Origin of the sequence: Seleniivibrio woodruffii (assembly GCF_029267515.1) — a bacterium.
In the GTDB taxonomy this organism is placed as follows: domain Bacteria; phylum Chrysiogenota; class Deferribacteres; order Deferribacterales; family Geovibrionaceae; genus Seleniivibrio; species Seleniivibrio woodruffii_A.
Genome location: NZ_JAJUIS010000007.1, coordinates 130,854 through 145,905, shown reverse-complemented (window position 1 = coordinate 145,905; position 15,052 = coordinate 130,854). Strand labels below are relative to the sequence as shown.

The 15,052-nt window shown below is 46.0% G+C and carries 12 protein-coding genes; 10 read left to right on the top strand and 2 right to left on the bottom strand.

What is annotated here, in order from left to right; all coding sequences use genetic code 11:
- The first annotated feature begins 3 nt into the window (after positions 1-3).
- Genes Q7P67_RS09155 through Q7P67_RS09145 form a run of 3 tightly spaced genes read left to right on the top strand, consistent with a single transcriptional unit; the run spans position 4 to position 1,897 of the window.
- Positions 4-1,407: a LamG domain-containing protein gene (locus Q7P67_RS09155; protein WP_303851661.1), complete on the top strand. Its 1,404-nt coding sequence runs from the start codon at positions 4-6 to the stop codon at positions 1,405-1,407.
- Positions 1,404-1,679: a hypothetical protein gene (locus Q7P67_RS09150; RefSeq protein WP_303851660.1), complete on the top strand. Its 276-nt coding sequence runs from the start codon at positions 1,404-1,406 to the stop codon at positions 1,677-1,679. The genes Q7P67_RS09155 and Q7P67_RS09150 overlap by 4 nt, the downstream gene beginning before the upstream one ends.
- Positions 1,676-1,897: a hypothetical protein gene (locus tag Q7P67_RS09145; protein WP_303851659.1), complete on the top strand. Its 222-nt coding sequence runs from the start codon at positions 1,676-1,678 to the stop codon at positions 1,895-1,897. Before Q7P67_RS09150 ends, Q7P67_RS09145 begins: the two co-directional genes overlap by 4 nt.
- Here Q7P67_RS09145 and Q7P67_RS09140 read toward each other — a convergent pair.
- Positions 1,894-4,134, bottom strand: a complete 2,241-nt coding sequence (locus tag Q7P67_RS09140; protein WP_303851658.1) for an ATP-binding protein — start codon at positions 4,132-4,134, stop codon at positions 1,894-1,896. The genes Q7P67_RS09145 and Q7P67_RS09140 overlap by 4 nt on opposite strands.
- Positions 4,135-4,347: 213 nt before the next feature.
- Here Q7P67_RS09140 and Q7P67_RS09135 point away from each other — a divergent pair, with 213 nt between their 5' ends.
- Together Q7P67_RS09135 and Q7P67_RS09130 are read left to right on the top strand one after the other, a co-directional pair.
- Entirely contained in the window at positions 4,348-4,686 is a 339-nt protein-coding gene (locus Q7P67_RS09135; RefSeq protein WP_303851657.1) for a P-II family nitrogen regulator, read from the top strand.
- Between the two features lie 20 nt (positions 4,687-4,706).
- Positions 4,707-5,966: an ammonium transporter gene (locus Q7P67_RS09130; protein WP_303851656.1), complete on the top strand. Its 1,260-nt coding sequence runs from the start codon at positions 4,707-4,709 to the stop codon at positions 5,964-5,966.
- Positions 5,967-6,196: 230 nt separating this feature from the next.
- On the opposite strand, the gene Q7P67_RS09125 is transcribed toward Q7P67_RS09130, so the two are convergent.
- The gene (locus Q7P67_RS09125) at positions 6,197-7,012 is read right to left on the bottom strand and encodes a helix-turn-helix domain-containing protein (protein ID WP_303851655.1); all 816 of its coding nucleotides are present in this window, start codon (positions 7,010-7,012) and stop codon (positions 6,197-6,199) included.
- Between the two features lie 321 nt (positions 7,013-7,333).
- Here Q7P67_RS09125 and Q7P67_RS09120 point away from each other — a divergent pair, with 321 nt between their 5' ends.
- The 5 genes from Q7P67_RS09120 (at position 7,334) to Q7P67_RS09100 (ending at position 15,034) form a co-directional block, all read left to right on the top strand.
- Positions 7,334-7,771 (top strand): DUF2062 domain-containing protein, encoded by a 438-nt coding sequence (locus Q7P67_RS09120; protein WP_303851654.1) that lies wholly within the window; start codon positions 7,334-7,336, stop codon positions 7,769-7,771.
- A 2-nt stretch (positions 7,772-7,773) separates the two neighbouring features.
- Entirely contained in the window at positions 7,774-8,658 is an 885-nt protein-coding gene (locus Q7P67_RS09115; RefSeq protein WP_303851653.1) for a P-loop NTPase, read from the top strand.
- Between the two features lie 10 nt (positions 8,659-8,668).
- On the top strand, positions 8,669-10,675 hold the full coding sequence (locus Q7P67_RS09110; protein WP_303851652.1) for a chemotaxis protein CheW: 2,007 nt from the start codon (positions 8,669-8,671) through the stop codon (positions 10,673-10,675).
- A gap of 728 nt (positions 10,676-11,403) precedes the next feature.
- Complete coding sequence (locus Q7P67_RS09105) at positions 11,404-13,305, top strand: long-chain fatty acid--CoA ligase (protein ID WP_303851651.1); 1,902 nt, start codon at positions 11,404-11,406, stop codon at positions 13,303-13,305.
- Positions 13,292-15,034: a YgiQ family radical SAM protein gene (locus Q7P67_RS09100; RefSeq protein ID WP_303851650.1), complete on the top strand. Its 1,743-nt coding sequence runs from the start codon at positions 13,292-13,294 to the stop codon at positions 15,032-15,034. The genes Q7P67_RS09105 and Q7P67_RS09100 overlap by 14 nt, the downstream gene beginning before the upstream one ends.
- Positions 15,035-15,052: the final 18 nt, after the last annotated feature.

The window sequence follows — 15,052 nt, the reverse complement described above, 5'->3', positions numbered from 1 at the left end:
AACATGAGCTATAAAAGTGTTAAAGAGATTCTGAACGACGTTTTCGACAGTTCGGATTCCGTTCTCAAAGGGATTTACAAGACAGAGGGCGAAATTCTGAACATAGTAACCGACGAAACGGGCGACCCCGCGCTGAAAGTGCGCATACAGGGGCTTTCCGATGGATTCTACACCAAAACCCAGACGGATGCGCTGCTTTCGGCAAAGCTGGCAAAAACTGCAATATCACAGGCTGTCGGCAATATAACAGCACCGCTGACTCACCTTCCGCTGAAAAAGAACCTGCTGACCACACAGGGACAGAGCATCTGCACTTTCACACGGGCATCCACAGCGACCTATACCGACAGGTACGGCGTGCTTAGAGCCTCTGCAAACGACACCCCGCGCTTCACAGCCGACGGAATCCTGCTTGAAGGCGCATCAACTAACCTGCTCATATATTCGGAGCAGTTCGATAATGCTGCATGGACGAAAACACGATCATCCGTATCGGCAAATATAACTGCTGTAACTGACCCTTACGGAACTAATCTCGCTGATAAACTGATTGAAGATACGAGTTCAAATTCACATAGAATCGGACAAGTAGCATCATTAGTAGCCGGCACAACTTATACTTTTTCTATCTTCGCAAAACCAGCAGAGCGAAGCCAGGTACGCCTGTTTGCAGATGCATTAGCAATAGGTGCCAGATTTGATGTATTAGCAGGTACAGTTTTATCTGCTGATTCAGGTATCAGTGCAAAGATAAAACCTTATGCAAACGGCTGGTTTCGGTGTTCAATAACTTATACTCCCAGCGTATCCGGAGCGGTATCTCATGACATGTATTCGATGGTGAGCGGCTCAATAGTTTACACCGGAGACGGCACATCCGGTCTGTACATTTTCGGTGCGCAGCTTGAAGCCATGCCCTTCGCAACAAGCTATATCCCGACAACTGCCACTGCTGCAACGAGAGCTTACAATAATTTTTCGCTTCCTCAGGCGGAAAACACACCATTGTATACCGGAGATTTCAGCATCTTTGCAGACGTCACCCCATCCGGTGTATTGTCAACCCAGTATCTCATCGGAGATGCGAATCTGGCATCAGGGATAAAATTCTATATCGATGAAACAGGAGACATTAAATTCTTCCTGAACGGGATCACCATAGGTGCTTCAACAACGGTCAGCGTTTCCGATACCTACAGGGTATGTATAATAAAGCAAGGCATGTCTATCCAGATTTATCTTAACGGTGAACTCCGAAATTCCAACAATCTTCCGGCCGTTCCCGCAAATCAGACAAATCTTTATATCGGCTCAAGAAACGGCACCAGCGGTCATTATTTCGGACAGATAAACAATCTGCGCATCTACGACCGCGCACTGACAGCAGAGGAGGTATATGCGGCATGACGGACATCATTATTATATATCAGACAGACAAACAGATTGAGGGATTGACAGTGACACCGCCGCAGACAGACGGCACGGACAAAATGTGTCTCTGCCGCTGCGAAGAGCTTCCCGAAAGCGTTACGGTACTCGGAACTTATGAAGATATCTTTGCAGACGAAGCCAAAAAAGCGGTATACGACCGCATCTATAAGCCGACTCATACATATACGGATGAGAACGGCGAAACAGTCACCTCCGCCAGACCTGAGAAATTCGGGGTGTTCATATGACAATGGATATATCCGATATAATACAGAATCTCGGAGGACTCTCCGCCATGGTGCTTCTGCCGATATGGCGCACAATTGGAGAGCTGAGAAGAGGACAGGAACGCACAAATGTCATCCTTGCGCGTGACTATGTTGCGAAGAACGAATGCAAGCACCGCCACGAGCTTATCCATGCCGACATTACGCGTGTGCACGACAGAATGGATGAAATAATCTAACTCCCGTATCTGTCCATTAGTATACTGAAACGGCAGCCTTTGTCTGTGTTCTCAACGGCGAGGCTGCCCTTCATGTTTGATTCTATGATAGCCTTCGACATATAAAGACCTATGCCTGTTCCGCCTGTGCTGCCCTTTGTGGTGAAATAGGGGTCGAAAATCCTGTCCAGAATATCCGCAGGGATACCGCCGCCAGTATCTTCAACGTCCAGTTTTATCTTGCCGTCGAACCGTTTGATATTTATAAGAATTGCCCGCTCTTTCCTGTCTGTTAAAGCGTCTTTGGAGTTTGATATCAGGTTAAGAAGCACCTGTTTAAACTCATTGGGATACCCTCTGACCTTCATATCGTGGTCGGCGCAATATGTGAGTTTGTCCGAATCCGTTATGGACTGCCCTGTATTTTCACATTCGCAGGCAACCGTGCAGGCTATGCTGTTGTTGATAAGCTGCGCCCGCACTATGGAGAGCACCTGCTCCACAGAGTGTTTGACGTCGAACACCTCTTTTGTCTTAGACGGTTTGAAGAAATCGCGGAAATCGTCCACGGTCTTTGACATATAATCTATCTGCTGCATTGAGCTTTCAACAACGTCGCGGACATAATCTTCCGTAAGCTCCCCGAACTCCCTTGCGTCCTGAATATCCTGAACCAGAAGTCCCAGCGTGTTTAGCGGCTGCCGCCACTGGTGGGCAATGCTGCCTATCATCTCGCCGATTTCCGCAAGGCGCATCTTCTCCATGAGAAGTTCCTCGTGTCTGCGGCGTTTGGTTATCTCCTGCTCGACTATATTTTTCAGGTTGTTGTTGATATCTTCAAGCTCCCGCTGGTATTTAAGTCTCTGGGAAACGTCCTCGACAATGATGAACATATATACAGTACCGTCTATCTCCACGGGAGTGATGAGAAGTTCCACATCCCGAACCGCACCCCCAGCCGTATACTGACGCACAGGTATCTTAGCGCCCCGCCTGTTTTCAAGTATGCTGCCCACAAGGGTCAGACAGTCGCCGTGGCTGGTGTGCACTGTGAGGTCGCACATCTTTTTCAGTTTAAGCTGCTCTATGGGACAGCCGTAATAGTCCGCCGCAGATCTGTTGGCATCGACAACCGCCATTGTCTCCGGGTCAAAAACAAGCATCACCGCTGTGTTGTCCGCGAAGAAGCTGCGGAACTTAGCCTCGTTCTTTTTCAGACTGCTCTGAAGCTGAACCTTATCCGTTATGTCGATGACACTGATTATCTCCGCAGTCTTTCCTGCGATCTTCATTGTGTCGGAAATTACATGAACGTTTATTCTGCGCCCTTTCGGTGAGTAATATGAAATTATGTAGTCGTCGCCGGAATCGTATACTCTGTCGCCGAGATAATAGGAGATGCCGTTTTTAAGCACTTCGTCTCTGCTCACACCAAGTATGTGCAAAAGTCCGCTGTTTGCAAACCTGAAGCCCTCATAATCGATATACAGCCCCACCATGCCGCTTGATTCCAGAGCGGTTATCATTGCCTCAAGCTCGTTTTTGAAAGCCTCCATCTGCCTTTTAACGGAGATGTCGCGGAACCTCCAAAGGTGTCCTTTCGGTTTGCCGTCAATATATAAAGGGATGTGTATGCGGGCAAAGGTGCGCCCGTCCTTGGTGGTGAACTCATCGGAATAGGTTCTTGTCTGGCGTTCTTTCAATATATAATCGGTCTTTTCGCGGTACATCCCCGAAAGATCCATATGCTCAAGTATCCTGTGATAAAATGCTGCACTGTCAGCATTTGCGTCCGGTTCGTTGAAATATGGGGAAATCATTTTCAGAAAGCTGTTGTTGAGATGCACAAGACTGCCGGATTCGCCTTCAACCATCACACCGGATTCCATCGCCTCGACAACGTCAGTGAGCCTTTTGTTCTTTTCAATGACCTTACGCAGGTTTTCATCGGTTATTTTGGATTCGTCGATAGCGGCGGTTTCAAGCATTATCTTGCGATTAACCAGAGCGGTTGCGTCAGAAAATGACCAGACGGTATTTTCGCCGTCTTTCGAAACGGAAGCAAGATAACACTTTATCTCACCCCTGTCGGCACAGAAAAATAACGATCTTGTATCGCCTTCGCGTCCGAGACCATTAAAGTTACCAGCGGCATAAAGCCTTTTAAACTCTTTGTTGGAATATGCTATTTCCGAATCGGCACCGATTACGGCGATAGGATGTGCCAACAAATCGAACAGTTTGAAATCCGAGCTCAATTCAACCCTCAAATAATATCAATATACGACTATACCACTTTGAAAAGATTTTTGCTGAAAAATTAACCACTGATGCATCTTTTTTAAACACCGCTTTGGGTATTTTTCACAATATATTCCTTTTATCACTCTATTCAATGAAAATGTGCATTTCACAAAACTGGCACGTCTTTTGATAAAACAGAAGTAAATGCTTTTCTAACGGAGGAAAACATGAAATTAATCAAAGCCATAGTCAAGCCCCATATGCTTGACAACGTGAAAGAAGCTCTCAACGGTCTTGGCATCAGCGGCATGACGACGTATGAGGTCAAAGGTTTCGGCCGCCAGAAAGGGCACCATGAACTTTACAGGGGCGCTGAATATCAGATCGACTTCGTTCCGAAAGTTATGCTTGAAACCGTCGTTCCGGACGAAATAGTTGCTCAGGCTGTGGGCGTTATCTCTGAAGCGGCTAAAACAGGCAAAATTGGCGATGGTAAGATTTTTGTTCTTGATATCATCGAGGCTGTAAGAATTCGTACCGGCGAAACCGGCAACGATTCCATCTAAGTGATTCAGAGAGGAATAAAATGCGTAAACTTCTTTTAACTTTAACAACATTTGCTTTCGCCTTTGCGGCATACGCCGACGAGGCACCCACAATTGACACAGGCGACACAGCGTGGCTCCTGGTATCTTCCGCTTTCGTACTCCTTATGCTTCCCGGTCTTGCGCTTTTCTACGGCGGTATGGTAAGAGCCAAAAACGTTCTTTCCACCTTCCTTTACAGCTTTACAGCACTTACTGTTGTGGGCGTTGTGTGGGCGGTTATCGGTTTCACACTGGCATTCGGCGAAACTAATTCCCCCTTTGTCGGCAGTATGCAGTATTTCATGCTGGGCGGCGATTTTATGACAGCCATTTCCGGCACTATCCCGCTTTCAGTATTCGCAATGTTTCAGGGCATGTTCGCAATCATCACGGTAGCGCTCATTTCCGGTGCCATTGTTGAAAGGATGAAATTTTCAGCATGGATAATCTTCATGGTTCTCTGGGTGATAATAGTTTACTCCCCTGTTGCACACTGGGTTTGGGCGAGCTCCGGCTGGCTGTTTAAAATGGGCGCGCTCGACTTTGCCGGCGGTACTGTTGTACACTTCTCTTCCGGTTGCGCCGCTCTTGCGCTTGCAATAGTTCTCGGCAACAGAAAAGATTTTCAGAAAGCACCCATTCTTCCCCACAACGTAACACAGACACTTGTAGGTGCAGGTCTCCTGTGGTTCGGCTGGTTCGGATTTAACGCGGGTTCGGCTCTCGGTGCAAACGCACTCGCAGGTGTTGCATTTGCCAACACGATGATAGCAGCGGCAGCAGCCGGCGTAAGCTGGATGCTTATCGAATGGATGCACGGAAAACCCAGTGCACTGGGCGTTGCGTCCGGTATAGTTGCAGGTCTGGTTGCGATCACACCGGCAGCGGGTTTCCTTGCTCCCTGGGGCGCACTTGTTCTTGGTCTTCTCGTTGGTGTGGTTTGCTGTTATGCAATAAAAATCAAGTTCAAAGTCAACATTGACGAATCTCTGGACGTTTTCGGCATCCACGGTGTCGGCGGTTTCCTCGGCGCTGTTATGACAGGTGTTCTCGCTGTTGAGGGCAAAGGTCTTATCAGCGGAAACTCTGCACAGGTAGGTATTCAGACAATCGGAGTTCTTTCCGCAGGTCTGTATTCATTCGTTGTGACACTGGTGATAGCTTTCATCCTTAAAGCAACCATCGGCATAAGAGTTTCTGCCGAGCAGGAAGCTGAAGGTACCGACATCAACCAACACGGCGAAAAAGCGTACAACTAAAATAAGCCCGTATCATATATTGAAGGCAGCTCTTATGGGCTGCCTTTTTTTTGTTAAAGAACGAGGCTGACAAGCCTCCGGCTCGCAGAAACGGGATTGGCGTAAAAGCGGGCTGAGAGCATACATATAAGCATGTGATGCAGATTTTATAAGGATAGTGAAGAAATGCGATGGTTATGATAACCGCCGCAAAAAAAAAGCCCTGCGTGAACAAGCAGGGCTTTCTTACTTTAATACTTTACAGCGTGCCAGTGTATCTTATACACCCGGCTGTCCGAGGGCAACTCCGAACCTTTCTGGTGAACAACAGGTTCACCTGCGCCCACTTCCGGTGCGAAGAGCACTTTGTCTGCGGAAACGAATGCCCGCATATATTTCAGTGACGAACCGTCGAAATAGAGAACCGGTTCACGGTCTCCGAGCTCGCCCAGACTGAGTTTTTCAACGTACAGAATATCTGATTCGTTGACCTTCGGAGCGAATCTTCCGTCATTGACAGCGACCCACACCGCACCTTTTTCCTTCTCACATCTGCCGTCCTCGACGTCGTTCAGGTTAAATCTGATTACGGGCGCCTCAGGTTCATACAGAACGGATTCTGCTTCTGCGGCGGAGGATGCTCCGAAATCCATCGAATATCCCTCTTCTTCCCCGATCAGATCCGAAACTTTGCAAGTCAGACAGCCTGCAAGATTTTCGATTAAATCCCTTTCAAACTCGCCATACCCAAGTTCCAGTCTTGAAATGAACTGGACATCAAGTTTCGCAACAACAGCCAGATCGCTTTTGGAAAAACCTCTCTTTTCCCTCATTTTTTTAATGTTTTCCCCGATCTCTTTTGTGTTTTTGATATTATCGCCATAGGCGAAGTAATCGAGTTTCACTTCCAGAAATCTGGCTACTCTGGAAAGTGTTTCAAGATCGGGTTCTCTGCTGCCGCTCAGGTAGTTTGATAGCCTGGAAGGAGAAAGCCCGACAGCACGGCAAACGTCTATCTGCTTAATTCCCTTCCTTTTGATTAGTTTACGAATCTTATCTCCCAACATGAGTGAATCATACCTCATTAATTATAACCAGTAAATCAACTAATTGCACACATGCCTGAAATATACACGCATGGTATAATCATATATGCAAAAATGTCGGATCTGGTCAGAATTTTTAAATTAATCAGAAACCAACCTTGCGGAATGCTCCGAAATAATTATAAAGCCAATGTTTCTAAACATAATAATATCCGTTATACTGAAAGTGACAATAGTTTTTTTGTATAGACATATTTCGGGATGTAATCTACATATTTTTTTCATATTTTATACGATAATTTTATGTGAAGACTTTTTCCCTTTTTGGTGATATGTAAGCAGATGCTTGAGCGCATAAGACACAAAATAAAGAAGATTCTGCTGCTTGATTATTCCCCCCGAAGGATTGCAATGTCCTGCGCCATTGGCGTAATCATCGGTTTTTCGCCTTATGTCGGGTTTCACACCGGGCTTGCCATGGGGGCTTCGTTTCTCTTCGGACTTCCGCTTTATCCTCTTATCGTCGGAGCATACATAACCAACCCCTTCACTCTCGTTCCTGTGTATACCCTCTGCTATAAGTTCGGCGTATTTGTTACCGGAAAAAAAGCATCCACAATGCCGGATTTCAGCAATTTTGAATATACGGCGATGATGCACACCGCAAAAACCTTTTTTATCCCTTTTTTTGTGGGAACACATCTGCTGGGGTTGATTCTTGCAGTAATAACGTATATTCTATCCTATTATTTAGTGAAAAAATATAAAGGCAGAGTCTGATAATGGCTGAAATCATCGCGGTTGCCAGCGGGAAAGGCGGCGTTGGCAAAAGTTTTTTCTCATCAAATCTTGCAATGTCACTTAAAACTGCGGGCAACGAAACCCTTCTGGTTGACGCTGACCTCGGCGGTGCAAACCTGCACGATTTTGTCGGACTGAAAGTTCCGGGAAAAGGGCTTTACGAATTTCTGAAAGAGAAGATTGACATTAACTCAGTGATCGCAAAAACACCGGCAGGCGTGGACTTTGTCGGCGGCTCAAGCGACGTTCTGGGCATGGCGCATATAACGAACTTTGAAAAACTCAAAGTGTTGAACAGACTCAAAAAACTGGACTATAAATACATAATTCTCGACCTCGGCGCAGGAACAAGTTTTAATATGATAGACTTTTTCAACTTCGCCGACAAAAAGATAATGATAATGAACTCGGAGCCGACTAGCCTTGAAAACTCGTACGGTTTTCTCAAGGTTGCCCTTTACAGAAAGATAGAACTTCACCTGCGCAAGGACACAAAGTTCAGCGAGATATGCAATAAACTACGCAGCAAGAGCATGAACTACCCGAATATCGACTCCATTACGAAGGCGCTTATTCAGGTGGACAGCACCGGAACTGGAGAAATCCGGAAAATTGTCGATGATTATAAAATAGGCACGGTGCTTAATCTCGTCCGTACGAGAAAAGAATTGAATGTTTTTTACGGTTTCGAGTCCGTAACGAAAAAATACCTCGGTATTAATATTGAAAAATTAGGTTTTATGCCCTATGATATTAGCGTCAGCGAAAGTATCAAACTTATGCGGCCTTATTATATAAACAACATGCGCAGTGATGTGGCAAAATGTATTGACGATATCAGAAGCCACATCATAACAAAACTTTAGGGAGATTTATATGAGCAATCTTCAGCCTGTCAGAGACCTTGAATACGGGGATGTCAATCACTCTGATGACCTTGAGGTCATTCAGCTTGTAGGTCTTAAACTTGGGGATGAAGAATATGCCATAGACGTCCTTAAAATTCAGGAAATAATCCGCACTGTGGAAATAACCTCAGTTCCCAGAACCGACGCATTCGTTCTCGGTGTCATGAACCTGCGCGGTAAAGTTATCCCGGTTATAGACCTGCGCGTGCGCTTCTCTCTGGACAAAATGGATTTTGATAAGGAAACACGCATCATCGTCGTTAAATTCGAGACTGAAAACATCGGTTTCGTCGTTGACGAAGTCACGGAAGTCATCCGCATAAACAAAAAAATGGTTGAACCCACCCCTCCTCTCGTCGGTTCAGTGGGTCAGGAATATATCCTCGGCATATGCAAATATGCAGACCGCCTCATCATCCTTCTGGATATCGACAGCGTGATTGCAGACGGCAAACCGCTTGTTGACAGCAACCTTAAAAAATCGCTCCTCGCACAGCCCGGACAGACTGCGTTGCCCTCTCAGGAAGAGAATTTCAGCAAAATAGCCGAAGCTGTGGAAAAAGAGTTTGAAGCAAAAGACGAACCTTCAGCTCAGGCTGCAATAGAGACGGGTTCTCAGTCTGCACCCTCGGACGAAAGCGCATCCATAGACGATCTAATCGCATTGGAACTTGCAAAACGCGAAGCAGAAACAGACGAGCTTAACTCCAAGAAAAAAGAGGACTCTGAAGGAAAAAAAAAGCCTGAAATAGATCAGGAGTCAATGGACGACATCCTGAACGACGCACTTCACCAGTCAGAAAACTCCATGCAGTCAACAACAGGTCATGTTGAGCAGGACGAGCTTGATTTCCTTATTCAGCAGGAACTTGCAAAACGCGAGGCAGAAACAGACGAGCTGAATAAAAAAAAAAAGGTAACTGAACCTGTAGGTCAGAGTTGCGATATACCCGCCAAAACAGCGCCGGTTGAGTTTTCAGAAGACGACATAGAAAAGCTCATGGCTGCCGAACTGGCGGCGGAAGAACTTGCCGCAAAAGAATCAACAGATACTGCTGAAACACCTGAAAATATAACCGAAAAAACAGATGATTTCGTTATCCCAGAAGACCTCGCCGCTGAGTTCGGATTCGACTCTGCCGACACGGAAGAGCCTGTCGCCGGAGCAGAACACGAAGACTTTACACTGCCGGAGCCCGTTGAACAGGAAATTGGTGATGAGATAATCGGCAAAGGACTTCCCGATACCTATACGGAAAGCGACGAACTGGTCGATTCAGTGGATTCGCTTCTCGAAGAACTGAAATCAGTCCCCTCCGAACCGGTGCAGGCTGAAAGTATACAGGATCTGAAAGCAGGTGAACCCACACACGTCAGCGAACAGGAATCCTTTGAAAAGCTGAAAACCCTTTCAAAAAAGATTATAGACGGCGAAAAGATAGACCTCGGAATATCAATTAAAAAAGAAGTTTCCGAACTGCTGCGCCTTATCATGGACACAAAAGGACGTGTGGACGAAATAGAACCCACCCTTATAACATCCAAAGAACAGCTCCCCAACCTTGTCAAGTCCCTTGAAACCGTGACAGAATCCACCGAGGAAGCCACAATGGGACTTATGGAAGCAGCAGACGGACTGACAGGGCATTATCAGGAGTTTCTGAACGAAATAGAAGACCTTGAAGACCTTATGTACAAAAAGGATCAGACAGCTATCCTTAAAAAACTGGAATCACTTGAAACCAATGCCGCCATGGCGGACACTATGGGAATGAACATCCTCCATTCCCTTGAGTTTCAGGATATCACCGAACAGAAACTCAACAAAGTTATAAACGCCGTTCGCGAGATAGGCGGCAGACTTGGCGCTATTCTCGGCTTTATCAAGCTGAAACAGGAAGTTGACCCTACAACAGTCGAAGATGCTTCTCAGGACGATATCGACAAACTGCTTGCGGAGTTTGGACTTAATTAAATTTTATAAAAATGACCTCCTGTCGTTTTTTAATAACACTGCGCACGGAATAAATCCGTGCTGCGCTCGCTCTACGCACATCTCATAAAGAGCATTTAACGTAAGTTATCCCGCAGATAAGAAATACGAGACTGCCTTACTCCGGAAGGGATGCCAAGACACAGGCTTTCTTTTCTGTCTTCGCGGGGACTTTATGCCCGAAACGGTCTCTTATTTGTATTATTCTACTGCTATTTCATATGCAATATCGTATTTAGAAACCCCTGAAAGAGTGAAACTGTATCCACTGTATCTACGCATTTTTTAAAAACTCCATGACAAAATCCAAAGTGTATTATCCGTATTTTCAATATCATTTAAACAAATCTTCCGTTGTGGATAACTTGTGGAAAATTATATCTGTATTTTCAACAGTCTTAAACACTATTAATCACGCTTAAACATAATCCTTTATTTTACAAATACTTGCCTCAAACACTTGACAAGCAAGGGTTACACCTGTCAAGCATTTTTTTATCCACAAATTTGTGGAGAAATTGTTCAAAGAAAAATAAAAGACGTAAAAAAACAATTAAAAACAAACCAGTTACCCGCTTTGGGCATTTTTTGTGCAGGTAATTTTACTGAAAAAATTATTTCTGTATCTTTTTTAATACACTTCTATTAATAAAATATTGCATAGTCATATGGATTGAACTAAAATATTGTTTTTAAAACGGAACAATTTGATGGCAAATACACATACAAGATCTGTCTTCCGCATGTTTATCGAAGCCTGCGGAAAGTACAAAAGCAACACAGCTTTTATATACCGGGTGGGCGGTCAGGAGTTTTCTGTTACATTCAAAAAACTTCTTGAAGACGTGTTCATTCTGTCGCGCAGCTTCTCACGCAAAGGGATTGGAAAAGGGGACAAGATACTCTTCATTTCCGACAACAGATACGCGTGGATAGTCACGGACATGGCACTTGCTTCCCTCGGAGCAATCAGCATCCCCAGAGGAAGCGACACTCCGCCACACGAGATGAAATACATAACAGCCCATTCGGAGGCTGACTTTGCTGTTTTTGAAACTGAAGCGGTTTATGAATCATCTAAAACAGAGCTGATGGACGAATATTTTAAAAAGATATTCATCATCGAAGGCGACATTGACGGACACCCCGAAGGCAAGGTGCACACCTATAATGAAATTCTCGCTGACCGGACCTTCACGGAAGACGAGATGAAAGTTTTCTGCGACCTGGACCCCACTGACATTTCAGATATCTACACATTAATATATACTTCAGGCACCACCGGACACCCGAAAGGCGTTGGGCTTTCCAACGGCAACGTTATACACAACCTGCTTGTGATGCCTGAAATTGTAGCTCTTACAGAAAAAGACAGCTTCCTTTCAATCCTCCCGACATGGCACATCTTTGAGAGGGCGGCTGAACTTATCTCCGTCATGAACGGCTGCTGTACTGTATATTCAGGCGTGAAGACTTTCGCGCAGGATCTGGAGCAGTATAAGCCCACAATAGTTGCTTCCGTACCCAGAGTGTGGGAGTCACTCTATTCCAAGGTTGAGGCGGCTCTGGAAAAGCAGTCGAAGCTGAAACTGTTTATGTTTCGTTTTCTGGCAAGAGCATCCTCCTCGTTCAACCGCAATTCCCGCTATCTTCTCGGTGTACTTCCGGAATTTGAAAAAACTCCAATAAAACAGAGGATAAAAGACACTCTGAAAGCCCTTTTAAAGGTCATTCTGCTGCTGCCACTGAAAATATTCGCAATGAACAAGTTCAAAGCGGTTCAGGCGAAATTCGGAGGGAGACTCAGGCTGGCTGTCAGCGGCGGCGGAAGCCTCCCCGGTTATCTGGAAGACTGGCTGGACGCCATCGGGCTTCGAATCGTAAACGCATACGGAATGACCGAATGTGCACCCGCTATAGCGGGCAGAGGGCTTGACTGCCAGATATTCGGCACCCTGGGAAAACCGGTTAAAGGAACAACACTCAGAATTATCGACGAAACCGGTAAGGAACTTCCCCGCGGGCAGGAGGGAGAGATAGTTGTCAAGGGTCCGCAGGTCTTCTCCGGCTACTACAATTTGCCTGAGGAAAACGCTAAATCCTTCACAGCCGACGGCTTTTTCCGCACAGGAGACCTTGGCAGGCTGACGCTTACAGGAGAACTGAAAATCACCGGACGCATCAAGGACATCATAGTTCTGGCAAACGGTGAAAACATAGACCCTACCCGCATAGAATCTGCCATAACAATGCTTCCTTTCGTAAAAGATGCTGTGCTTGTCGGGCAGGATCAGAAGAGCCTTGCAGCGCTCATTATCCCTGACATGGATAAGCTGCGGGATTACATGACATCCAAACTGGAACATATCCGCACGGATTTCGATATGAACTCAAAACCCGTGGTGGACCACGTCAAAAGGGAGATAAACAAGCTCCTTAGCAACAAAAAAGGCTTCAAAACCCATGAGAAACTCCATAACCTGTCTTTTCTTGAACAGGAGTTTAAACAGGGCGAGGAGCTTACAAATACTCTGAAAAAACGCAGGCATTTCATTGAAAAACGTTATAAAGAGCTCATTTCCGGTCTTTTCAAACAAAATGATGGTCAATAATACCTTTATACCTGTAACAGCCGAAGAGATATCAAAGCTCGGCTGGGACAGACCCGACATAATACTCGTTTCTGGCGATACCTACATTGACAGCCCGTACAACGGCACAGCAATCATAGGCAGACTGCTGACTGCGGCAGGATTCCGCACGGCTATCATTGCCCAGCCGGACATAAATACCTCTGAAATAGCTTCTCTTGGCGAGCCGAAACTTTTCTGGGGAGTATCCTCCGGCTGTGTCGATTCAATGGTGGCAAACTATACTGCTTCTAAGAAAAAACGCAGAACCGACGACTTCACCCCCGGAGGCGTGAACACGAAACGTCCCGACAGAGCTGTACTTGCCTATACTAACCTCATACGCAGACACTTCAAAAACACGGTGCCGATAGTTCTGGGAGGGATAGAAGCAAGCCTGCGCAGAGTAACCCATTATGATTTCTGGTCGGATAACCTGCGCAAATCAATACTTTTCGATGCAAAAGCCGATTTTCTGGTTTACGGAATGGGTGAAAAGACCATTCTTGCCCTTGCGGAGGCTTTTAAGAACGGAACAGACGTCTCAGGAATAAGGGGTCTGTGCTATATCTCTAAAGAAATTCCCCAAAATTACATAGAACTGCCGGCTCACGATGAATGTACAGCAAACAAAGACACCTTCACACGGATGTTCCACACCTTTTATAAGAACAATGACCCCATCACTGCAAAAGGTCTGGCGCAGAAGGTTGATACCCGCTGTCTGGTACAGAATCCGCCGTCGGAAACACCTTCTCGCGTTGAAATGAACAGCTATTACGAGCTGCCTTATACATACAGGGTGCACCCGCACTACGCAAAGCATGGGCACGTCCCGGCAATGGACACAATCAGAAACTCCGTGACTACCCACCGCGGCTGCTACGGGGAATGTAATTTCTGCGCCATCGCTGTGCATCAGGGAACCACAATCGCCGAACGCACTGAGGCTTCCGTTATAAAAGAGGTCAAACGCTTCATTGAGGCGGAAAACTTCAACGGTTTCATAAACGACATAGGCGGTCCAACGGCAAATATGTTCGGCATGGAATGCCGCAAAAAGAAAGACCACGGCAGATGTGACAACAAACGCTGCCTCTACCCGCAAAAATGCCCGCAGATGCCCGCAGACCACAGAAAGATTAACAGTCTTCTGAGCGCTGTCCGCAATATGCACGGGGTTAAAAGGGTTTTTGTCGCATCAGGGATACGCTATGACATAATAATGGACGACAGACAGTTCGGAGGGCAGTATCTGGACAATCTGGTTAATTTCCACGTCGGCGGACAGATGAAGATAGCACCGGAGCATACGCAGGATAAGATTCTGGAACTTATGGGAAAACCTTCGGCAGAAGTGCTTAAAAAATTCGTCGCCGAGTTTCAGAAGCGAAATAAGGTCAGAAAAAACTTCCTCACATATTACCTGATAGCGGCGCATCCAGGCTGCACAACTAAAGATATGGAAGACCTGAAACGTTTCACCTCAAAGGAACTGCGTATAAAACCCGAACAGGTGCAAATATTTACGCCCCTTCCTTCCACATATTCCGCCTTGATGTATTATACAGGAAAAGACCCTTTTACGGGTAAAGATATTTTCGTTGAAAAAGATCCTCAGAAACGCAAAGCCCAGAAAGAGCTTATCGCACCTGCGGAGAAACAGTTTAAACCCAAACACGCTGACAGCAAAAAAAAGAGGGGGCGCTGACCCCCTCCGGTAAATATA

Excerpts from the sequence above, each read along its gene's own strand:
- Q7P67_RS09105 (WP_303851651.1), top strand. The coding sequence starts at position 11,404 with ATGGCAAATACACATACAAGATCTGTCTTCCGCATGTTTATCGAAGCC.
- Q7P67_RS09130 (WP_303851656.1), top strand. The coding sequence starts at position 4,707 with ATGCGTAAACTTCTTTTAACTTTAACAACATTTGCTTTCGCCTTTGCG.
- Q7P67_RS09100 (WP_303851650.1), top strand. The coding sequence starts at position 13,292 with ATGATGGTCAATAATACCTTTATACCTGTAACAGCCGAAGAGATATCA.
- Q7P67_RS09115 (WP_303851653.1), top strand. The coding sequence starts at position 7,774 with ATGGCTGAAATCATCGCGGTTGCCAGCGGGAAAGGCGGCGTTGGCAAA.
- Q7P67_RS09155 (WP_303851661.1), top strand. The coding sequence starts at position 4 with ATGAGCTATAAAAGTGTTAAAGAGATTCTGAACGACGTTTTCGACAGT.
- Q7P67_RS09150 (WP_303851660.1), top strand. The coding sequence starts at position 1,404 with ATGACGGACATCATTATTATATATCAGACAGACAAACAGATTGAGGGA.
- Q7P67_RS09135 (WP_303851657.1), top strand. The coding sequence starts at position 4,348 with ATGAAATTAATCAAAGCCATAGTCAAGCCCCATATGCTTGACAACGTG.
- Q7P67_RS09110 (WP_303851652.1), top strand. The coding sequence starts at position 8,669 with ATGAGCAATCTTCAGCCTGTCAGAGACCTTGAATACGGGGATGTCAAT.
- Q7P67_RS09125 (WP_303851655.1), bottom strand. The coding sequence starts at position 7,012 with ATGTTGGGAGATAAGATTCGTAAACTAATCAAAAGGAAGGGAATTAAG.
- Q7P67_RS09145 (WP_303851659.1), top strand. The coding sequence starts at position 1,676 with ATGACAATGGATATATCCGATATAATACAGAATCTCGGAGGACTCTCC.
- Q7P67_RS09120 (WP_303851654.1), top strand. The coding sequence starts at position 7,334 with ATGCTTGAGCGCATAAGACACAAAATAAAGAAGATTCTGCTGCTTGAT.